Source organism: Streptomyces diversicolor, from assembly GCF_057537855.1.
In genome coordinates this window covers 159,161-178,559 of sequence record NZ_BAAJXA010000001.1, presented here as the reverse complement: position 1 = coordinate 178,559, position 19,399 = coordinate 159,161, and the positions used below count along the sequence as shown (strand labels likewise).

The window sequence follows — 19,399 nt, the reverse complement described above, 5'->3', positions numbered from 1 at the left end:
CGAAAACGGACCTGCCCCGGGCCACGGCCCTGGTCACCGGCGCGGCAGGCGGCATCGGAGTCGCGATCGTACGGGCCCTGGGTGAGCACGGCGTCACCGTCGCCGCCGTGGACCGGGCCGGGGCCCGGCCCGACGTCCTCGCGCAGAAGGCCCGCGCCGACGGGCTCGACGTCCACGCGTTCACCGCCGACGTCAGCGACGAACGGGCCGTCGAGGCGCTGCTCGACGATGTCGAGCAGCGCCTCGGCGGCGTCGGCAGCCTGGTGAACGCGGCCGGAGTGCTCAGGCCCGGACCCGCCCACACCCTCAGCCACGAGGACTGGGCCGGCACCTTCGCCGTCAACGCGACCGGGGTCTTCCTGGTCTCCCGCGGCGTGGTGCGCCGCATGCTCGACGCGCGCCGCCGGGGAGCCGTGGTCACGGTCGCCTCGAACGCCGCGGCGACGCCCCGCACGGACATGGCGGCGTACGCGGCGTCGAAGGCGGCCGCGACCATGTTCACCAAGTGCCTCGGCCTCGAAGTGGCCCGGTACGGCATCCGCTGCAACGTCGTCGCGCCCGGCTCCACCGAGACCCCCATGCTCGCCTCGCTGTGGCGCGATCCGTCCGGGCGCACCGGCACCCTGGAGGGCGTGCCCGACGCGTACCGGGTGGGCATCCCGCTCGGCCGGATCGCCCGTCCCGGCGATGTCGCCGACGCCGTCGTCTACCTGCTCTCCGACCAGGCCCGGCACATCACGCTGCAGTCCCTGACCGTCGACGGCGGCGCCGCTCTGGGGGTGTCCGCATGACCCGGGCGCTGGACGCCCCCGGCATCCCCGCGATCGAGGACTATCCGCTGCCGGGCCCCGGCGATCTGCCCGCCAACACGGCGCGCTGGACGCCCGATCCGCGGCGCGCCGCGCTTCTCGTCCACGACATGCAGCGCTTCTTCCTGCGCCCCTTCCCGGAATCGGTGCGCACACCGCTGATCGCCCACACGGCGCTGGTGCGGCGCGCCGCGGCCGACACCGGGATGCCCGTCGCCTACACGGCGCAGCCGGGCGGTATGACACCGCGTCAGCGCGGTCTCCTCAAGGACTTCTGGGGGCCGGGCATGACCCCGTCGGCCGAGGACCGCGCGGTCGTCGGCGACCTCGCGCCGTCCCCGGCCGACCACACCTTCACCAAATGGCGCTACAGCGCCTTCGTCAACACCCGGCTGCTCGACTGGATGCGGAGCAAGCGGCGCGACCAGCTCGTCATCTGCGGCGTGTACGCCCATGTGGGTGTCCTGATGACGGCGTGCGAGGCGTTCTCGCACGACATCCAGCCGTTCGTCGTGGCCGACGCGGTCGCCGACTTCGGCGCGGACGAGCACCGCATGGCCCTGCGGTACGCGGCCCGGCGGTGCGCCGTCGTCATCGGGGCCGGGCACTTCGACGCGGCGGTGCGTGCGGCCGGCGGGCGCGGGGAGCGGCCATGACCGACGCCCTTGTGGAGCGTGTGCTCGGCGGGGCCGTGGCCGCCTACGCGCTGCTGTACCGGCCCGAGGCCACGGGGCCCGGCGTCGTGGAGGTGCTGGCGGGTGACACCGTGACCCTGGACACCCTGTCCGACCTCTCGGCCCTGCCCGCTGCCGCCTCAGGCCCGGACGGCGCCGCGGTACGCCATGACGCCCTGGTCCTCGTGCCGTACCGGCAGCTCGCCGAACGCGGCTACGCGGCACCCGACGACGGCACGCCGCTCACCGCCCTCGTCGTGCGCGAGCAGGCCCGCGTGGCGCTCGCCGATGTGCTGGCCCGCGTCCCCGCCACCCCCGCCGTGCTGCGCGGTGGCCGCTTCGAACCCGACGACGAGACCTACGCGGCGGCCGTCCGGCGCGTCGTCGAGGACGAGATCGGCACCGGGGAGGGCGCCAACTTCGTCCTGAAGCGTTCCTTCGTGGCCCGGGTCGACGGCCACGACGCGCACACCGCCGTCCGCTTCTTCCGCCGGCTGCTCGGCCAGGAGAGCGGGGCGTACTGGACGTTCCTGGTGCACACCGGGGAACGCACCCTCGTCGGTGCCTCCCCGGAGCGGCACCTCAGCCTGGACGCCGGGCGGGCGGTGATGAACCCGATCAGCGGCACCTACCGCTATCCGCCCACCGGCCCGGTCCTCGACGAGGTCATGGAGTTCCTGCGGGACACCAAGGAGACCGACGAGCTGTACATGGTCGTCGACGAGGAACTGAAGATGATGGGCCGTATCTGCGAGGGCGGCGGCCGGGTCGTGGGCCCGCGGCTGAAGGAGATGGCGCGGCTCGCCCACACCGAGTACTTCATCGAGGGCCGCTGCAGCCGCCCGATCCCGGACATCCTGCACGAGACCCTGTTCGCCCCGACGGTCACCGGCAGCCCGCTGGAGAACGCCGCGCGTGTCATCGCGCGCTACGAGCCGGGCGGGCGCGGCTACTACGCGGGGCTGGCCGCGCTCATCGGACGGGACGAGCGGGGCGGTCCTGCCCTGGACTCCGCCATCCTCATCCGCACCGCGGACCTGGCCCAGGACGGCAGGGTCGAGATCGGGGTCGGGGCCACCCTGGTCCGCCACTCCGATCCCGCCGCCGAGGTCGCCGAGACCCGGGCGAAGGCGGCCGGGCTGCTCGACGCGCTCGCCGGCCGCGGCGGCAGGCTCGCCGACCACCCCGAGGTGCGTGCCGAACTCGCCCGCCGCAACACCCGCGTCGCCGGTTTCTGGCTGGCGTCCGGCGCGGACGACACACCGGCCGGTCTCGGCGGGCGGACCGCGCTGGTGGTCGACGCCGAGGACACCTTCACCTCGATGCTCGCCCATCAGCTGCGCGCGCTCGGCATGGCGGTCACCGTACGCCGCTACGACGAGCCGCATGTCCTCGGCGCGCACGACCTCGTCGTCATGGGCCCGGGACCGGGCGATCCCACCGACACCGGCCATCCGAAGATCGCGTATCTGCGCGCGGGCCTCCATGAACTCCTGGACCGCCGGCTGCCGTTCCTCGGGGTCTGTCTCAGCCACCAGGTGCTGGCCTCGCTGCTCGGGCTCGACGTGCGCCGCAGGCCCCGCCCGAGCCAGGGCGAGCAGCGGCGCATCGACCTGTTCGGCGAGCCGGTCCGGGCCGGCTTCTACAACACCTTCGCCGCGCACGGCACCGACGACAAGGTGTACGTGGGCGGCGTCGGCGCGGTGGAGGTCTGCCGGGACCCGGACACCGGGGAGGTGCACGCCCTGCGCGGACCGGGCTTCGCGTCGCTTCAGTTCCACCCCGAGTCACTGCTCACCCAGAACGGCCCGCGCATCGTGGGCTCGCTGATCAAGGAGGTGCTCAGGTCGTGAAGGCCGTCGTTGCCTGGTGGGATCTCGCGCCGTCCGGACGCGACGCCGCGTCGCTGCGGGCGTTCCTGCGCGAGGAGGCCGTCGCCCGGTTCGCTCAGGTGGCGGGCCTGCGGCTGAAGGTGTGGATGTCCGACGCGCCGACCGGCCGCTGGGGCGCGTTCTTCCTGTGGGAGTCCGCGCAGGCCGCGGCTCAGCAACTGCCGGCGCGCGCCGCGGAGATCATCGGCTATCCGCCCGCGGAGGTGCATGTCTTCGACGTGGAGGCGGTGACCGAGGGCCGGCACGGCACGCCGGATCTCGCGGGGCTCGGTCTCGCCTACGCGGAGAGGAGCCCGGCCGCGTGATGGATCTCGTCGTCGTGGGCGGCGGCATCGGAGGGCTCGCCGCCGCCCTGGCCGCGGCCCGGGCCGGATGCCGGGTCACCGTACTCGAACGCCAGGATGCCTTCGGCGAGTTGGGGGCCGGCATCCAGCTCGGCCCGAACGCCTTCCACGCCCTGGACCGGCTCGGCGTCGGCGACGCCGTCCGTGACCGTGCCGTGCGCATCGACGCGCTGCGCCTGATGGACGGCACCACGGACGAGACGATCGCCGCGATGCCGCTGACCGGCGCGTATGTGACCCGCTTCGGCAACCCGTACGCCGTCGTGCACCGCGCCGACCTGCACCGGCCGCTGCTGGACGCCTGCCGCGAGGCCGGGGTCGGCCTGCGGGTGGCGAGCGGCCTGGTGCGCTACGAACAGAACGCGGCCGGCGTCACCGCCGTCCTGGCCGACGGCCGACGGGCCAGGGGCCACGCCCTGATCGGTGCCGACGGCATCCGCTCCACCGTGCGCGCCCAGCTCGTCGGCGACGGCGAACCGCGCGTGTCGGGGCACACGATCTACCGGTCCGTGGTGCCGATGGACACGGTGCCCCGGGAGCTGCGCTGGAACGCCGTCACGCTGTGGGCGGGCCCGAAGTGGCACTTCGTCCACTACCCGATAGCCTCCGGCGCGTTCCTGAATCTCGCGGTCACCCGGGACGACGGCGCGCGCGAGGCGGTGGCCGGGGTGCCGGTGCCCAGGCAACGGGTGCTCGGCGAGTTCCCCGGCCTCGGCGCCTTCGCCCGCCGGCTGCTGGAGCTGGGCCGTGACTGGCGCAGCTGGGTGCTGTGCGACCGTGACCCCGTCGGGACCTGGACCGAGGGCCGCGTCGCCCTGCTCGGCGACGCCGCGCATCCCATGCTCCAGTACGCCGCCCAGGGCGCCTGCCAGGCGCTGGAGGACGCGGTGGTGCTGGGCGGGCTGCTCGACGGGGCGGCCCTGGACGACGTACCGCAGCGGCTGGAGAAGTACGCCGCCGCGCGCCGCGAGCGGACGGCCAGGGCGCAGCGGGTCGCGCGCCAGATGGGCGAGCGCCTTTACCACCCCGCGGGCCGGGCCGCGGCCGAACGCAACGCGATGCTCGGGGCGTTGTCGGTGACCGATCTGTACGACGCCGTGCAGTGGCTGCACGGCGAGCGCTCCTTCGCCGCCCCCGGCGTCGGCTGAGACACGCCGCACGCGAAGGCCGCCCCGGTGCACGGGGCGGCCTTCGCGTCACGGGGGCCCGGGCGTCACGCCGGGCCGGTCCCGCCCTGCTTGAGCGGGCGCCACCAGTCCTCGTGGCCGCGGTACCACTCGACCGTCTCCCGCAGTCCCGTGTCGAAGGGCTTCAGCGGCCGGTAGCCCAGCTCCTCGCGGATCTTCGAGTCGTCGATCGCGTACCGCAGATCGTGGCCCTTGCGGTCGGTGACGAGCCGGATCCGGGAGGCGTCCGCGCCGCACAGCTCCAGGAGCCGTTCGGTGATCTCACGGTTCGTCAGGCCCGTGCCGCCGCCCACGTTGTATATCTCGCCGGCCCGGCCCCGGGCGAGCACCAGATGCACGGCCCGGCAGTGGTCGTCCACATGCAGCCACTCGCGCATCTGGTGGCCCGTCCCGTACAGCGGCACGCTCAGGCCGCTGATCAGGTTGGTGGTGAACAGCGGGATCAGCTTCTCGGGGTGCTGGCGCGGACCGTAGTTGTTGGAGCAGCGGCTGATCCGCACGTCCAGGCCGTGCGTGCGCCAGTAGGCGCGGGCCAGCAGGTCCGCGGACGCCTTGGACGCCGCGTAGGGGGAGTTGGGCAGCAGCGGCTCCGCCTCGTCCCAGCTGCCCGTCTCGATGGAGCCGTACACCTCGTCGGTGGAGATGTGCACGAACGTCCGGACACCGCAGTGCAGGGCGGCCTCCAGAAGCGTCTGGGTGCCGAGCACATTGGTCGTGACGAAGGCGCGCGGCCCGAGCAGCGAGCGGTCCACGTGCGACTCGGCCGCGAAGTGCACGACCTCGCGGTGGCCGGGCAGCAGCGCCCGCACCAGTTCCTCGTCGCAGATGTCGCCCTTGACCAGCGTCAACCGCGGGTGGTCGAGCGGCAGATTGGCGGTGTTGCCGGCGTAGGTGAGCAGATCGAGGACGGTCACCTCGGCTCTCTCGTAGCCTTCGTAACGGCCCTGAAGGAGGCTGCGCACGAAGTGCGAGCCGATGAACCCGGCGCCGCCGGTGACCAGGACGCGGTGTGTCACGCGACCACCGCCCGGCAGTCGTCGCCGACGACGAGCTGGTGCGCACGGGTGCCGGGCGGCGAGGTGACCTTCGCGCCGCGGCCGATCAGCGAGGCGCGCACCGGCCGGACCCCGTCCAGCACGGCGCCGTCCAGCAGGATGGAGTCCTCGATGTCGGCGCCGTGCACGGTGCAGCCGGCGCCGAGCGCGGTGTGCGGGCCGATCCGGCTGTCCTGGACGACGGTGTCGGCGCCCACGACGAGCGGTCCGGTGAGCCGGGAGCGCACCACGGTGGCGCCGGGCTCGACGATCACGGCGCCGCCCAGCACGCTCTCCTCGTCGACCCGGCCGCGTACGTCGGACACGACCCGGTCGAGCAGCACGCGGTTGCACTCCAGCAGGCCGTCGATCTTCCCGGTGTCCTGCCAGTATCCGGCGTACTCCACGGCGGTGACCGTGCGGCCCCGCGTGACCAGGTGCTGGATGGCGTCGGTGATCTCCAGTTCGCCCCGCGCGCCGGGCGGGACGGCGCGCACCGCTTCGTGGATGAGCGGGGTGAAGAAGTACACGCCGATGACGGCGAGATCGCTGCGCGGGTGCCGCGGCTTCTCCACCAGGGCCCGCACGACGCGGTCCGGGCCGACCTCGGCGACGCCGTACTGCCGCGGGTCCAGCACCTTGGTGACCATGATCTGGGCGGCCGGGCGGCGCGCCAGGAAGGACTCGGCGGCCTCTGCGACGCCCTCGACGAGCACGTTGTCCCCGAGGTACATCACGAAGTCGTCGTCGCCCAGGAAGTCCTCGGCGATGGCCACGCAGTGCGCGAGGCCCAGCGGCGCCTGCTGCCGTATGTAGGTGATCCGCAGGCCGAGCCGCGTGCCGTCGCCGACCGCGGCGGCGATCTCCGCGGCGTGGTCCCCGACGATGATGCCGACCTCGCTCACGCCGATGGCGCGGATGTTCTCCAGGCAGTGCACCAGGACCGGTTTGTTCGCCACCGGGACCAACTGCTTGGCCATCGAGTGGGTCAGGGGGCGGAGCCGGGTTCCCATTCCACCCGACAGGACGAGTGCTTTCATTGCAACCTCTCACTCAATAGGTGGGGAAGCGCCGGGTACGACAATGCCGCAACGGTCTTGCGGTGCCCTTGAGAAGTCTTAGCGGTCTGCCAAGGCAGGCCGGCGAGTGCCCTCCAGAAATCTCCTGTGAGTTCCCTAGAACGCATTCCTAGGGTGACGGCCATGCATATTCTCTTTCTGGCCGGGGGAAGCCCGGCGACGATTTTCGGCCTGGCGCCGCTCGCCACGGCCGCCCGGAACGCGGGGCACCAGGTGTTCCTCGCCTCCACCGAGGAGATGATGCCGGTGGCCGCCGGCGCCGGGCTGCCGGGCGTCCCCGTCACCGCCCGCTCGATCCGTGACTTCATGACGACCGGCCGCTCGGGCGAGGCCCTTCAGTGGCCGAAGGACCCCGAGGAGCACATCCGTTTCATCGGCCGCGGCTTCGGCCGCATGGCCGCCGACAGTCTGCCCGCGCTGATCGAGGTGGGCCGCGCCTGGAAGGCCGACCTGGTGGTCGGCGGCATGCTCTGCTTCGCCGCGCCGCTGGCAGCGAAGGCCCTCGGCGTCCCCTATGTGCGCCAGGCCTGGGACACCGGCGAGCCCGCCGAGGTGGACGGCGCCGCGGCGAGCGTCATGGAGCCCGAGCTGACCGCGCTGGGCCTGGACCGGCTGCCGGAGCACGATCTGTACATCGACATCTGCCCGCCCAGCCTGCGCCCCGAGGACGCCTTCGACGCGCTGCCGATGCGGTACGTCCCCGGCAACGGACAGCGCGCCCTTAAGCCGTGGATGTACGTCCCCGGTGACCGCCGGAGGATCCTGGTGACCGCGGGCAGCCGGGTCAGCCGCCATCAGTACTTCGAGTATGTGCGTGAACTGGCGTGCAAGGTCAGCGCGTTGGCCACCGAACTGCTCATCGCCGTGCCCGACGAGGTCGCGGGCGAGCTGACCGAGGGGCTGCACCATGTGCGGGCCGGCTGGATGCCGCTGGACGTGGTCGCGCCCACCTGCGACCTGGTCGTCCACCACGCGGGCGGCGGCACTGCCCTGACGGCGATGAACGCGGGCGTTCCGCAGCTGCTCATCCCCAACATGCCCAAGCTGGTGCCGCCCTCGCGCCGCCTCGTCGACTTCGGTGCCGCGCTGATGGTGCCGGACGGCGAGGACTCCCAGGACGCCGTGGTCGCCGCCTGCGAGAAGATCCTCGGCGACCCCTCCTACCGGGAGCGCTCGCAGGCGCTCGCCGCGGAGATCGCCGCCATGCCGCTGCCCGCTCGGGTCGTGGGCGCCCTGGAGGACCTGGCCGGCTGATTCCACCGGCCACGGACACGGCCGCGGGGTGGCACCGGGTTCCCGGTGCCACCCCGCGGCCTTGAGTGCGCGGGACGCTCCGCACGGCCCCTCACCACGACGGGCGGGCCGAGGAACCGGCGGCCGCCCTCTCCCGGCCCGGGGTGAGCCCGTCCACGAGGTCGGTGTCGAGCCGGGGGTCGCCCGTGAGGATGGCCTCGTGCAGCAGCCGGACCCGCAGGCACGGTTCGATGCCGAGTTCTTCGGCGAGGGTCCGCCGCAGCCGGTGGAACGCCTCCAGCGCCTCCACCTGCCGGCTGGACCGGTACAGGGCCAGCATGTACTGGGCGGTCAGGTTCTCGTTCAGCGGATGCCGTGCGGACAACGCGCCCAGTTCGCTGAGGAGTTGGTGATGCAGGCCGAGTCGCAGCTCGGCCTCGAAGCACTGTTCCATCATGCCGAGCCGCAGCTCGGTGAGGCTGTTGACCCGCTCGCGCAGATGAGGCCCCGGCGTCACGTCGGCCAGGACCTCACCCCGCCACAGGGACAGCGCGGCCCGGAAGATCCGCGACACGGCCCGGTCGTCACCGCCCCGCTGCGCCACCCGGCCCTCCTGGAGCAGCCGGCTGAAGCGGGTGAGGTCGAGGGCGTCGGGTTCGGTGACGATGCGATAGCTGCGCGAGCCCGTGACCAGCTTCTTCCGGGCGGACTTCAACGAGCAGATCGAGGGCGAGCGGGCGAGGGAGCGCCGGATCTGCAGGATGTAGGTCTGCAGGGTCGGTAAGGCGCTCGGCGGTGGATTGTTCTCCCACAGTTCCTGACTGCATATCTCGGTGGACACCGGAAGATTTGCGTGAAGCAGTAACAGGGCCAGCAGATGCCGCTGCTTGGGCGCCGTCGGAAGATACTCGATCCCATCGTCCATGGCGGAGATCGGCCCCAGGACACGAAATTCCATTGATTCCCCTGAACGATATGGGGGCAGTTCGGATCCTGCCGCGTGAGGCCCCCACTTTCTGGCACGGATCGATCGGGGTGCAACGGAACCGGGTATATTCTGTCAGGTGGCGAAGGACGCCGGGCACAATGCGTTGTCGGCCCCGCCGTGCAATCAGGAGATCAACTGCCGCGCCTTCCCGAGCAGTTCGATCTGCTGCTCCCAGGACCCGCCGACGGGGCAGACCACGACGTGTTCGGCGCCCGCGGACGCGTACGCCGTGATGCGCTCGGCGATCAGTTCGGGCGGCCCGGACACCGCGACCGCGTCGGCGAGTTCACGCGGGAACCCGAACTGTCCGTGCAGCACGTCCACCAGCGCGTCGTGCGACAGTCCGCCCATGTGCCCGTCGAGCGCGGCGAACACGGTGACCGTGACACGCGACACCGACCGCCCGGCCGCCGCGCTCAACTCCCGTAATGTCTCCCGTCCTTCGGCGACGCCCTCAGGGGTGATCGCGGCCGGCAGCCAGCCGTCGCCGAGTGCCGCGGCCCGGCGCAGGGCGGCCGGTGAGCCGCCGCCGATCCACACCGGCGGCACGGGCACCGCGGGGGCCAGGGCCACCGTCGTGTGCGGCAGGTCGGGAAGCGGTGTCACCTCGCCGGCCAGCAGCGAGGGCAGCGCGCGCAGCGCCGCGTCGGTGCGCCGGGCCCGCTCGGCGACCGGCACCCCGGCGGCCTGCCATTCCTCGGCCGGTACGCCGCCCAGGCCGACGCCCAGGTGCAGCCGGCCCGGTGCCAGTGCGTGCAGTGAACCGATCTGCTTGGCCGCCCAGGACAGCCTGCGCAGGGCCAACTGCAAGACCCCGAAGCCCACTTCGAGCCTGCTGGTGGCGGCGGCAGCGGCGGCCAGCGCCACGGTGCTCTCCAGGAACGGGGCACCGGTGGCCAGGTGGTCGCTGGCCCACAGGGAGTCGAGGCCGGCCTGTTCGGCGCGGTGTGCCACCTCCTGCGGGGTGGGCAGCGAGCCGTCGGGCGCGCTGAGGGACGAGTACGAGATGCCTGTCTTGACCATGAGTTCTCCTCCGGCGGATGAGCGGGCGGCGGTCACTGCGCGGCCGGGGCCGGCTCCCCCATGCTGACGACGGCGCAGCGATGATGGTCGATGTCGACGAGCCCCTTGGTCCGGCCGAAGATCTGCTGGAACTCCGCCTGCGCCGCGCACCGTTCGAAGGACTCCTGGTCGTCCCACAGCGCGAGCGAGAAGTACACGTCGGGCTCGTGCAGCGACCGCACCAGCTGATGGCGGATCAGCCCCGGCTGCCGCTCCATGAAGGCGCCGCCTCGGGCGTAGATCTCCTCGTACAGCTCGGTCGAACCGGTGACGGTGATCCGGTTGGCTATGACGTACATGCGGGCTCCCAAGGGTGAGGGGGTGGCGCGTCGGGCCTGACGGTGGACGAAAGGACGGCCGGAGCCGGCGACGGGGGAATGGCTCCGGCTCCGGCCGCCGGTCTCAGACGGGCTGGTTCTCGGACTCGGACGCACGCTTCGGGGCCGGGCCCGCGGAGCGGGGCGCGGCGGAGCCGGAGAGCATGGCCGTCACGAGGACCGCGCCGAGGGCGCAGACGCCCGCCACCCACCACAAGGCGATGTGCCAGGCGCTGCTGAAGTGGTCGGCGAGCACGGCGTGTTCGGGGCCCTCGGGCAGATTGCCCGCGGAGATCTCCTTGGCCAGGTGCGCCGAACCGACCCGGCTCTGGATCAGGCTGACCAGCAGGGACCCGAAGATCGCCAGGACCAGGGCCTCGGCGCCGCCGCGGATCGTGTTGAGGAACCCGGCCGCCATGCCCGCCCGCTCCGGCTCGACCTGGCTCATGGCCTGGCCGTCCGTGATGCCGAACGAGATGCCCATGCCGATGCCGATCACGACCAGCGGCCCGGCGAGCCGGCCCGCGCCGATCCCGGGCTCCAGGACGGTCAGCCATGCGCTGCCCGCCGCGATGAACAGCAGGGCGAGCATCATCAGGATGCGCGGCGGGAAGCCGTGGGTGATCAGCCAGCCGCCGATCTGCGGGGCGACCAGCACCGGCACCGTCATCAGGAGCATGGTCACACCGGCGCTGGTCGCCGAGGCGTCGCTCGCGCCCTGGAAGTAGGTCGGCAGATAGGTCAGCGTGCCGACGAATCCGATCGAGGTGATCAGTGTGCCGACGCACCAGCCGGTGTAGCGGCGGTTCTTGATCAGGGTCAGGTCGAGGACCGGGTGGGCGCTGCGGCGCTCGACGATCGAGAACACGATGAGCAGCACCACGCCGAGGACGAGGCTGACCACGATCAGCGGATCCGTCCAGCCGCTCTCCGGCCCCTGCACCAGGCCGATCATCACCAGGGCCAGACCGAGCACGAAGGTGACCACGCCGGGGACGTCGACGCGCGGTCGTTCCCCGGCCCGCGACTCGCCGACCTTGACGGTGCCCAGCAGCACGAAGACCAGCACCACCACGTAGAATAGGAAGCTGGCGCGCCAGCCGAGGCTGCCCACGAGCCAGCCGGACAGTGTCGGCCCGAAGGCGATGCCGATGCCGACCACGGTGCCCATGGCGGCGAAGGCACGGGTGCGTGCCGCCCCGTCGAACGTGGTCGCCAGGATCGCACCGGAACTGGCCAGGACGCCGGCGGCGCCGACGCCCGCGACGGCGCGGGCCAGGTCGAGCACCGCGATGTGCGGAGCGAGCGCGCTGATCAGCGAGCCCACGGCGAACAGCCCGCCGCCCAGCACGAAGATCCGGCGCCGTCCGAACAGGTCGGACAGCGAGCCCGCGACGAGCGTGATCGCCGCGAAGAGCAGGTTGTAGATGTTCACCACCCACATCAGGGGGGCGCCCGAGGTGTCCAGGTCCTTGCCGATGTCCGGCAGCGCCACGGCCGCCCCGGAGATGGACATGGGGACGACGAGGACGCCGAGCAGCACAACGACGAGCGTCATGGCCGGACTCGACTGTGGTGGAGATGACTTCGTTCCGGCTGTGCTCATCGCTTTCCCTTCCCGGATATGACGCGGACAGCACCGAACGTAGAAGGTCAAGTTCGGTTGAGGTCCAGTGCGGCTCGCGCACTTCGTCAGGTCGGTCGGGGGCCCAGATTCCCGTCAGGAAGTCTCTAGGGCCGTGGGCGAGCCTGGGTCCCGACGGCCGGGGCTTGCCCCCGCCGGCCGGCCCACGACGGTCTTTCGAGGAGAGTGCGATGGTGTTCACGGACCTGGCGGACTTCCACCACTGGCTTGCGAAACGTCACGAAGCGAACGAGTACCGGGTGACGCCCGCGCCGCTGAACCGGCTCGACGGCTGGACCGCGGACCCGGTCACCGGCGATCTCCACCACACCAGCGGCCGCTTCTTCACGGTGCACGGCCTGGACGTGACCGGCTCGGGGCGCGAGGTCGGGCACTGGCAGCAGCCGATCATCAACCAGCCGGAACACGGTGTCCTCGGCATCCTGGTCAAGGAGTTCGACGGTGTGCCGCACTGCCTGCTCCAGGCCAAGATGGAGCCGGGCAACATCAACACCCTCCAGCTCTCCCCGACCGTGCAGGCGACCCGGAGCAACTACACCCGCGTGCACCGCGGGCGCGCGGTGCCCTACCTGGAGCTGTTCATCGCGCGCGGACACGGCCGCCCGCTGGCCGACGCGCTGCAGAGCGAACAGGGCTCGTGGTTCCTGGCCAAGCGCAACCGCAACATCGTGCTGCTGATCGACGACGACATCCCGGTCCTCGACGACTTCTGCTGGCTCTCCCTCGACCAGATCGGCGACCTGCTGAAGGTGCACGACCTGGTCAACATGGACACCCGTACCGTGCTGTCGCACCTGCCGGACGCGCTGCTGCCCGCGGGCGGGCGTTTTCGCGGTGCCCCCGCCCACTCCCTGGCGGACCTGCTCAGCTGGCTGACCCACCACAAGACCATGGACCGCACGACGCGCCGTACCGTGCCGCTCGCCAAGACCGAGGGCTGGCGGCTGACCGACGAGGAACTGCGGCACGAGCACGACCGCTACTTCCGTGTCGTCGGCGTCGACGTACGGGCCGAGAACCGCGAGGTCGCGCACTGGTCCCAGCCGATGCTCGCGCCCTGCGGGGAGGGCGTCGTCGCCTTCGTCGTCCGCCGGATCGACGGTGTCCCGCACGTCCTCGTGCAGGCCAGGGCCGAGGCCGGCACCCCGGACGGCGTCGAGATCGCCCCGACCGTGCAGTGCAGCCCGGGCAACTACGCGCACCTCGCCGACGGGGTGCGCCCCCGCTACCTCGACACCGTCCTGTCCGCACACCCCGAGCGCGTCCTGTTCGACGTGGTGCACTCCGAGGAGGGCGGCCGCTTCTACCACGCCCGCAACCGCTACCGGGCCGTCGAGGTCCATGACGACTTCCCCGTCGACGTCCCCGACGGCTTCCACTGGGCGACCTGCGGCCAGCTGGCCCGGATCAACCAGTACGGGGGACTGCTCAACGTGGAGACACGCAACCTGCTGACCTGCATGGGGTTCATCGCATGAGACCGCAGCGGCCGGTACGCGTGGGGGTCATGGGCTGCGCCGAGTTCGCGCTGCGCCGCATGCTGCCCGCCATGGCCGGCAGCCCGGACATCGAACTGGCCGCCGTCGCCAGCCGCCGCCCGACGGCGGCCCGCGAGGTCGCCGCGCGCTTCGGCGGCAGCCCCGTACGCGGCTATGAGCGGCTGCTGGACTTCCCGGGCCTGGACGCCGTGTACATCCCCCTGCCGAACGCGCTGCACGCCGAGTGGGTGCTGCGCGCCCTGGACGCGGGCCGTCACGTCCTGGCGGAGAAGCCCCTCACCACCGGCGCCGGCCTCACCCGGGAGGCCGTGCGGCGGGCCGCGGGGCGCGGGCTCGCCCTCGTGGAGAACTTCCTGTTCGTGCACCATCCGCAGCACGCCCGGGTGCGCCGCCTGCTCCGGGACGAGATCGGTGAACTCCGGCAGATGTCCGCCGCGTTCGCGATCCCGCCGCGCCCCGCCGACGACATACGCCACCGGCCGGACCTCGGCGGCGGCGCCCTGCTGGACGTCGGTGTCTATCCGCTCAGGGCCGCGCAGCACTTCCTCGGCACCGGCCTCGCCGTCGTCGGAGCCGCCCTGCGGCAGGGCCCCACCGGCGTCGACGTCGAGGGGTCGGTGCTGCTGCGCCGCGCGGACGGGGTGTGCGCCCAGCTGTCCTTCGGCATGGAGCACGCCTACACGTCCCGCTACGAACTGTGGGGCACCCGGGGACGTATCACCGTCGACCGGGCGTTTACGCCACCCGCGGACCACCGGCCCGCTGTGACGCTGGAGCGGGACGGCGCCGTCCGCGGCATCGCACTGCCCGCGGCCGACCAGTGCGCGGCGGCCGTCGCCGCGTTCGCCGCGGCCGTCCGCGACCCGGAGTCCTGCCGTGCGGCGGCCGAGCGCTCCGCGGACCTGGCCCGTCTGACCGACGACGTCCGCGCCGCCGCCCGTGCCGCCGGGCACCTCACGGCAGCCGTCGCGCCCCCGGGCCCTGCCGGCTGAGCACATCGTGCGGATTGGACAGCGCGCAGTGTTCCAGCGACAGACAGCCGCAGCCGATGCACTCCGTCAACCGCTGTTGCAACGCCCGCAACTGGCGGATACGGGCGTCCAGTTCCGGCTGCCAGGACCGGGCCAGTCTGGCCCAGTCCTCCCGGGTGGGGGTGCGGCCCTCGGGCAGTTCGGCGAACGCCTCCCGGATCGCGGCCAGAGAGATCCCCACCGCCTGCGCGGTCCTGATGACGGCGACCCGGCGCAGCGTGTCCCGGCGGTAGCGCCGCTGGTTGCCGCCCGTACGACGGCTGTGGATCAGCCCCTGGCGCTCGTAGAAACGCAGTGCCGAGGGGCGTACGCCGCTGCGTGCCGCGAGCTCCCCCACGGTGAGTTCCCTGGCCGGCGGACGGGACGGTTCTCGGTCCATCCACCCACGCTATGAGCCTTGGCGCGTCCTCCCGATCGACTCGCACCGACTGTGTCATGTCACCGGAGCACCCGACGTTTCCCCAGGTGGCGGCGCTCCCCGGTGACCTGGACAACGAGGGAGGCACCGAAGTGTGTGGTCGGCGGCCCTCCCGCCGAGCGGGCTGTGGCACCGACGGTGGAGACACACATCGCGTGGTGACCGTACCCCTGTGACAGCGGGAGAAGAAGCATCGTGATCGCATCCGCCGGACCCGGACTGTCCTCCAGGCTCTTCGCGTCCCTGCGCCGCCGTGACCAGCGCACCAAGGCGGAGCTCTACCTCACGGGACTGCTCGCCACCGAGGGCCGCAAATCGGTGCGCAACATCTCCGCTTCGCTCAGCGGCGCGGGCGACGGCGCCACGGAACAGAGCCTGCACCACTTCATCACCAGTTCGACCTGGGACTGGGCCCCGGTGCGCGCGGCGCTCGCCGAGACGCTGGCCGAACGCGCCCCGCGGCATGTGTGGACGGTGCGGGCCCTGCCGATACCCAAGGCGGGCACCCACTCGGTCGGCGTGGACCGGCTCTATGTGCCCGGCCTCGGCCAGTCCGTGCACGGCCAGTTGGCGTTCGGCCTGTGGTGCGCCGCCGAGCAGCTGGCCGCCCCCGTCGACTGGCGGCTGCATCTGCCGGACAGCTGGCTGAGCGAGGCCCCGCGACGCGCCCGCGCCGAGATACCCGCGTCCGCCGCACCGGAGGACCTGGACGAGTGCGCCGTCTCCCTGGCGATCGGCGGCGCGGGCCGCACCACGGGACGCCCGGTGGCGCTGGATCACATACCGGCCAGGCCCGGCGCCGTCGCCGACGCGTTCACCCGGGCCGGTGTGCCCTTCCTCGCCCGGATCACCGCGCGCACCCCGCTCACCGTGGCGGACCCCGCGCTGCCGGGCGCCGGGGCGGGACCGCTGCCCGCCGGGCAGATCCTGCAGGCGCTGCGCGGGCTGCGCCGCCCGGTGACCTGGCCCGACCCCGGCCGCACCCGGGTGCGCCGCAGCTCCCTGGTGGCCGCCGTCCCGGTCCGCGCGGGCCGCGCCGCCGCCGGGCACCGGCTGCTGCTGCTCGGCGAGTGGACCGATCCGCGGCGCCCGCCCGCGGCCCTGTGGCTGACCTGGGTGCGCGGCGCCTCCGCGGGCACGCTGCTGCGCCTGACCAAGTACGCGGCCCGGGTGCGCGCCGACGGCGAGCCGCTGGGCGACCGGGTCGGCCTGCGCGACTTCGAGGGCCGCTCCTTCCCGGGCTGGCACCGGCACATGACCCTCGCCTCGGTGGCCCACACGGTGTCGGCGGCCTCGGACGCGCACACCTCCTACGCGTTGCCGCTGTCCGCCTGACGCCGGGCCGTGCGCGGCAGCCTGCCGAGCAGTGTGTTGCGGGTCCGGTGCAGCCGCAGCGCCAGCTGGATCTCCAGGGTGCGGCCCGGCTCCTGCCAGTTCTCCCCGAGCAGTTCGGTGATGCGGTCGAGGCGGCGGGCGACCGTGTTCGGGTGGATGTGCAGCACGCGGGCCGCCCGCCGCGGGCTCGCCCCGGCCGCGAAGTACACCTCCAGGGTGCGGGCGAACTCCGTGTAGCGCTGTTCGTCGTGGGCCAGCACCGGTCCGAGCACCGACTCCACATACGACGGAACGCTCAGCACATCCGTCAACAGCACGCCCAGAAAGCCCAGTTGTTCCGGAGTGGCGACACTGCCCTGGCTGCCGAGCTCGGTCAGCGCGGTCAGACAGCGCTGGGCGTCGGCGTGCAGCCCCGCCACCTCCAGCAGGCCCGTCCGCGGCCCCGCGGCCCCCACCGTCACCGGCACGCCCAGCAGCGGCGACAGCTCCTTGTGCGCGGCCTGCGCGGCGGCCGCCGCGTCACCGCCGGGCAGCAGCAACGACAGACAGTCGCCCCGCACGCTCTTCAGTCCCCGCTTGCGATGCGCGTACGACGTCGCCCACGCGGTCGCCCGCCGCAGCGAACCGCCCTCCGGACGCGCCACGACCACGACGTACGGCGTCTCGGGCGCGATCCCGAGCCGGCTCGCCTGCTCCCCCAGCTGCCGCCACGCAAGGCCCGTGGAGTCCGGTGCCAGCAGCGCCTCGAACAGGGCGTCACGGGAACGCCCCTCGGCCGTCGCCCGGTTCCGGTCGCGCAGCAGGGACAGCGCGATCGTCCTGACCACCAGCCGCAGCGCGCGCGGACCCCGCTGCCCGGTGAACGGCGTGTCCGGCAGGAACAGCACCGTGCCCAGCGGATCGCCGCCGCCGGTGAGCGGGGCCACCCACGCCCCGTCGTCCAGCGGCACCGGTTCGCCCGCCGCCATCGCGTCGAGACTGCGCTGGGTCAGGATCTCGTCCTCGTACTCGGGCAGCCGGCCGTGCGCGGCGAGCAGTTCGCCGCCCAGTTCGCGCACCGCCAGCGCCCCGCCCAGCGCGGTCGCCGCCACCTCGGTGATCGTCTCCAGTGGGCTGCCGTCGTCCACCAGGGTCAGCAGATGGTCGTACGCCGCCTCCATCCGGCGGTGCGCGCCGACGATGGACCACGCCTGGGCGCCGTCGCTCTCCAGCTCCGCCTTCTGCGCGCCGAGCGATTCGATCAGCCGGGCCGTGCCGATGGTGGTCGCGGTCAGGGAAGCGAGCGTGGACAGCGAGCTGATCTCCTGCGCGGTGAACCAGCGCACCTCGCGATGCGCGGCGTACAGGGCTCCCGACACCCCGCCGGAGGCCCGGAACGGCACGGCCACCATCCCGTGCAGGCCCTCCGCGCGCACCACCTCGTCGATCTCCTCCGAGTGCTCGATGGAGGGGTCGGCCAGATAGTCGGAGGTGGAGAACGGTGCCCCCTTGTCCAGGGCGGCGCGCCCGATCCCGAACGGGGCGACGACCCGCAGCCCTATGTTCAGCGCCGTCACATCGCCCTCCGACGCCACGACCGTGATCGACCCGTCGGCCTGCTCGTGCAGCCCCAGATAGGCGAGATCGACCCGGAGTAATCGGCGGGCCCGCTGCGCCGCGGTGCGCAGGGTGCCCTGCACGCTCTCGGCCATCGCCTCGGCCAGATCACGGGAGGTGTCCACGAGCGAGACCAGCGTCGCCTCTCTGTCCTGGGCCTGCGCGAACCGGTCCAGGACGGACGAGCCGAGCGCGACCGCCTGCTCCAGTTCCCGCATCTGCTGCGTGCTCGCGCCGAGCGTCCGTGCGTCCAGGAGCAGTTCGTCCAGTCGATGCGCGGCTCCTTGCTCGGCGAGTGCGGACAGGACATCCATCACCGTGGGAAGCCGGCGGGACGCTGGGGACATGGTCCTTCCTCTCCAAGGGCGGTGGGCCGTGACGCCCGGTGGTGACGCGAGCACTACAAGAGACCGTCAACCTTGTCATGAGACCACCTTTTGCGTGGTCATTACCGTGCACACAATGGCAGGCGCGATGGATCGCGGTGCGCAGGAGGCGGGGGCTACGCGCCCGCGAACCCAGGGAGGGGACCCATGAAGAGCGTCCGCAGCTACGAACGCTCGCTCGCCCGCAGCAGGGCCGCACGCAGCCGCGAGGACCGCCCTGAGGTCTTCACGCTGCACGGCCGGCAGTGGGACCTGCTGGACGATGTGTTCGCCCCGCCCTTTTCCCCGTCGACCGGTGTGGCCATGGATCTCCTCGGCCTCACCGGGTCCGGCCGGCCGCCCTCCGGTTCCTTCCTGGAGATCGGCTGCGGCACCGGCGTCATCGCCGTGTCGGCGGCCCTCGCCGGCTGCGACCGTGTCGTCGCCGCCGACATCAACCCGCACGCGGTCCGCAACACCGAGCTGAACGCGGCGCGCCACGGCGTCGCCTCACGGGTGCGGGCCCTGCGCAGCGACCTGTTCGCACACCTTCCCGAAGCGGACCGCTTCGACACCGTGTACTGGCACTCCAACTTCGTGCTGGCCCCGCCCGACTACCGTCACCGCGACGTCCACGAGCGGGCCTATGTGGACCCGGGCTACGAAGCGCACCTGCGCTATCTGCGGCAGGCCCCGCGGCGGCTGACCGAAGGGGGCCGGGTGCTCCTGCACTTCTCCAGCCGCGGCGACCTCGCGACGCTGCGCCGCAGCGTCGCCGACGACGGCAGGGACCTGCGCCCGATCGCCTCGGCGACCGTGCGGGAGGGCACGGAGGACATCGAGTACACGCTGCTTGAACTGATCACCGCGGCAGGCTGACCGGCCGCGGCC

18 protein-coding genes are annotated in these 19,399 nt (G+C 72.6%); 10 read left to right on the top strand and 8 right to left on the bottom strand.

What is annotated here, in order from left to right; translation table 11 throughout:
• Positions 1–11: 11 nt before the first annotated feature.
• From AC27LF_RS00690 to AC27LF_RS00670, 5 genes are read left to right on the top strand one after another with little or no spacing between them, the layout of a single operon-like run.
• Positions 12–791, top strand: coding sequence for a 2,3-dihydro-2,3-dihydroxybenzoate dehydrogenase (locus AC27LF_RS00690; protein WP_479661770.1), 780 nt, complete (start codon positions 12–14; stop codon positions 789–791).
• Positions 788–1,465, top strand: a complete 678-nt coding sequence (locus AC27LF_RS00685; protein WP_479661766.1) for an isochorismatase family protein — start codon at positions 788–790, stop codon at positions 1,463–1,465. The genes AC27LF_RS00690 and AC27LF_RS00685 overlap by 4 nt, the downstream gene beginning before the upstream one ends.
• Positions 1,462–3,336, top strand: coding sequence for an anthranilate synthase family protein (locus AC27LF_RS00680; RefSeq protein WP_479661765.1), 1,875 nt, complete (start codon positions 1,462–1,464; stop codon positions 3,334–3,336). The genes AC27LF_RS00685 and AC27LF_RS00680 overlap by 4 nt, the downstream gene beginning before the upstream one ends.
• A complete protein-coding gene (locus AC27LF_RS00675; protein ID WP_479661764.1) occupies positions 3,333–3,680 on the top strand; it encodes a hypothetical protein in 348 nt (115 codons plus the stop codon). The genes AC27LF_RS00680 and AC27LF_RS00675 overlap by 4 nt, the downstream gene beginning before the upstream one ends.
• Positions 3,680–4,867: a 3-hydroxybenzoate 6-monooxygenase gene (locus tag AC27LF_RS00670; protein ID WP_479661763.1), complete on the top strand. Its 1,188-nt coding sequence runs from the start codon at positions 3,680–3,682 to the stop codon at positions 4,865–4,867. The genes AC27LF_RS00675 and AC27LF_RS00670 overlap by 1 nt, the downstream gene beginning before the upstream one ends.
• A 65-nt stretch (positions 4,868–4,932) precedes the next feature.
• Here the strand turns inward: AC27LF_RS00670 and rfbB are convergent, their stop codons facing one another.
• Both rfbB and AC27LF_RS00660 read right to left on the bottom strand, forming a co-directional pair.
• Complete coding sequence (gene rfbB / locus AC27LF_RS00665; RefSeq protein ID WP_479661762.1) at positions 4,933–5,922, bottom strand: dTDP-glucose 4,6-dehydratase; 990 nt, start codon at positions 5,920–5,922, stop codon at positions 4,933–4,935.
• Positions 5,919–6,980, bottom strand: a complete 1,062-nt coding sequence (locus AC27LF_RS00660) for a glucose-1-phosphate thymidylyltransferase (RefSeq protein ID WP_479661761.1) — start codon at positions 6,978–6,980, stop codon at positions 5,919–5,921. Before AC27LF_RS00660 ends, rfbB begins: the two co-directional genes overlap by 4 nt.
• A 162-nt stretch (positions 6,981–7,142) precedes the next feature.
• Here AC27LF_RS00660 and AC27LF_RS00655 point away from each other — a divergent pair, with 162 nt between their 5' ends.
• Positions 7,143–8,273, top strand: a complete 1,131-nt coding sequence (locus AC27LF_RS00655; protein WP_479661760.1) for a nucleotide disphospho-sugar-binding domain-containing protein — start codon at positions 7,143–7,145, stop codon at positions 8,271–8,273.
• A 91-nt stretch (positions 8,274–8,364) separates the two neighbouring features.
• On the opposite strand, the gene AC27LF_RS00650 is transcribed toward AC27LF_RS00655, so the two are convergent.
• From AC27LF_RS00650 to AC27LF_RS00635, 4 genes are all read right to left on the bottom strand, one after another.
• Positions 8,365–9,210 (bottom strand): AfsR/SARP family transcriptional regulator, encoded by an 846-nt coding sequence (locus AC27LF_RS00650; RefSeq protein ID WP_479661759.1) that lies wholly within the window; start codon positions 9,208–9,210, stop codon positions 8,365–8,367.
• Positions 9,211–9,363: 153 nt separating this feature from the next.
• On the bottom strand, positions 9,364–10,263 hold the full coding sequence (locus AC27LF_RS00645; protein ID WP_479661758.1) for an LLM class flavin-dependent oxidoreductase: 900 nt from the start codon (positions 10,261–10,263) through the stop codon (positions 9,364–9,366).
• A 32-nt stretch (positions 10,264–10,295) separates the two neighbouring features.
• On the bottom strand, positions 10,296–10,601 hold the full coding sequence (locus AC27LF_RS00640; RefSeq protein WP_479661757.1) for an antibiotic biosynthesis monooxygenase family protein: 306 nt from the start codon (positions 10,599–10,601) through the stop codon (positions 10,296–10,298).
• A gap of 103 nt (positions 10,602–10,704) precedes the next feature.
• Positions 10,705–12,177 (bottom strand): MFS transporter, encoded by a 1,473-nt coding sequence (locus AC27LF_RS00635; RefSeq protein ID WP_479661756.1) that lies wholly within the window; start codon positions 12,175–12,177, stop codon positions 10,705–10,707.
• A gap of 257 nt (positions 12,178–12,434) precedes the next feature.
• Between AC27LF_RS00635 and AC27LF_RS00630 the strand changes: the two genes are divergently transcribed.
• Together AC27LF_RS00630 and AC27LF_RS00625 are read left to right on the top strand one after the other, a co-directional pair.
• Positions 12,435–13,742 (top strand): NDP-hexose 2,3-dehydratase family protein, encoded by a 1,308-nt coding sequence (locus tag AC27LF_RS00630; RefSeq protein WP_479661755.1) that lies wholly within the window; start codon positions 12,435–12,437, stop codon positions 13,740–13,742.
• On the top strand, positions 13,739–14,755 hold the full coding sequence (locus AC27LF_RS00625) for a Gfo/Idh/MocA family protein (protein ID WP_479661754.1): 1,017 nt from the start codon (positions 13,739–13,741) through the stop codon (positions 14,753–14,755). Before AC27LF_RS00630 ends, AC27LF_RS00625 begins: the two co-directional genes overlap by 4 nt.
• Here the strand turns inward: AC27LF_RS00625 and soxR are convergent.
• Positions 14,718–15,173, bottom strand: a complete 456-nt coding sequence (gene soxR, locus AC27LF_RS00620) for a redox-sensitive transcriptional activator SoxR (protein WP_479661753.1) — start codon at positions 15,171–15,173, stop codon at positions 14,718–14,720. The genes AC27LF_RS00625 and soxR overlap by 38 nt on opposite strands.
• Before the next feature lie 234 nt (positions 15,174–15,407).
• Here soxR and AC27LF_RS00615 point away from each other — a divergent pair, with 234 nt between their 5' ends.
• Positions 15,408–16,547 carry an IS701 family transposase gene (locus tag AC27LF_RS00615; RefSeq protein WP_479661752.1) on the top strand — a complete coding sequence of 380 codons (1,140 nt, stop codon included), beginning with the start codon at positions 15,408–15,410 and terminating at the stop codon, positions 16,545–16,547.
• Here the strand turns inward: AC27LF_RS00615 and AC27LF_RS00610 are convergent.
• The gene (locus tag AC27LF_RS00610) at positions 16,523–18,490 is read right to left on the bottom strand and encodes a helix-turn-helix domain-containing protein (RefSeq protein WP_479661751.1); all 1,968 of its coding nucleotides are present in this window, start codon (positions 18,488–18,490) and stop codon (positions 16,523–16,525) included. The two genes, AC27LF_RS00615 and AC27LF_RS00610, sit on opposite strands and share 25 nt — an antisense overlap.
• A 186-nt stretch (positions 18,491–18,676) precedes the next feature.
• On the opposite strand from AC27LF_RS00610, the gene AC27LF_RS00605 reads away from it, so the two are divergent.
• Positions 18,677–19,387 (top strand): methyltransferase domain-containing protein, encoded by a 711-nt coding sequence (locus AC27LF_RS00605; protein WP_479661750.1) that lies wholly within the window; start codon positions 18,677–18,679, stop codon positions 19,385–19,387.
• Positions 19,388–19,399 lie beyond the last annotated feature (12 nt).

What these genes read in the sequence shown, in the direction of transcription:
- AC27LF_RS00685 (WP_479661766.1), top strand. Translation starts at nt 788, where the DNA reads ATGACCCGGGCGCTGGACGCCCCCGGCATCCCCGCGATCGAGGACTAT.
- AC27LF_RS00680 (WP_479661765.1), top strand. Translation starts at nt 1,462, where the DNA reads ATGACCGACGCCCTTGTGGAGCGTGTGCTCGGCGGGGCCGTGGCCGCC.
- AC27LF_RS00670 (WP_479661763.1), top strand. Translation starts at nt 3,680, where the DNA reads ATGGATCTCGTCGTCGTGGGCGGCGGCATCGGAGGGCTCGCCGCCGCC.
- AC27LF_RS00660 (WP_479661761.1), bottom strand. Translation starts at nt 6,980, where the DNA reads ATGAAAGCACTCGTCCTGTCGGGTGGAATGGGAACCCGGCTCCGCCCC.
- AC27LF_RS00655 (WP_479661760.1), top strand. Translation starts at nt 7,143, where the DNA reads ATGCATATTCTCTTTCTGGCCGGGGGAAGCCCGGCGACGATTTTCGGC.
- AC27LF_RS00650 (WP_479661759.1), bottom strand. Translation starts at nt 9,210, where the DNA reads ATGGAATTTCGTGTCCTGGGGCCGATCTCCGCCATGGACGATGGGATC.
- AC27LF_RS00645 (WP_479661758.1), bottom strand. Translation starts at nt 10,263, where the DNA reads ATGGTCAAGACAGGCATCTCGTACTCGTCCCTCAGCGCGCCCGACGGC.
- AC27LF_RS00640 (WP_479661757.1), bottom strand. Translation starts at nt 10,601, where the DNA reads ATGTACGTCATAGCCAACCGGATCACCGTCACCGGTTCGACCGAGCTG.
- AC27LF_RS00635 (WP_479661756.1), bottom strand. Translation starts at nt 12,177, where the DNA reads ATGACGCTCGTCGTTGTGCTGCTCGGCGTCCTCGTCGTCCCCATGTCC.
- AC27LF_RS00630 (WP_479661755.1), top strand. Translation starts at nt 12,435, where the DNA reads ATGGTGTTCACGGACCTGGCGGACTTCCACCACTGGCTTGCGAAACGT.
- AC27LF_RS00625 (WP_479661754.1), top strand. Translation starts at nt 13,739, where the DNA reads ATGAGACCGCAGCGGCCGGTACGCGTGGGGGTCATGGGCTGCGCCGAG.
- soxR (WP_479661753.1), bottom strand. Translation starts at nt 15,173, where the DNA reads ATGGACCGAGAACCGTCCCGTCCGCCGGCCAGGGAACTCACCGTGGGG.
- AC27LF_RS00610 (WP_479661751.1), bottom strand. Translation starts at nt 18,490, where the DNA reads ATGTCCCCAGCGTCCCGCCGGCTTCCCACGGTGATGGATGTCCTGTCC.
- AC27LF_RS00605 (WP_479661750.1), top strand. Translation starts at nt 18,677, where the DNA reads ATGAAGAGCGTCCGCAGCTACGAACGCTCGCTCGCCCGCAGCAGGGCC.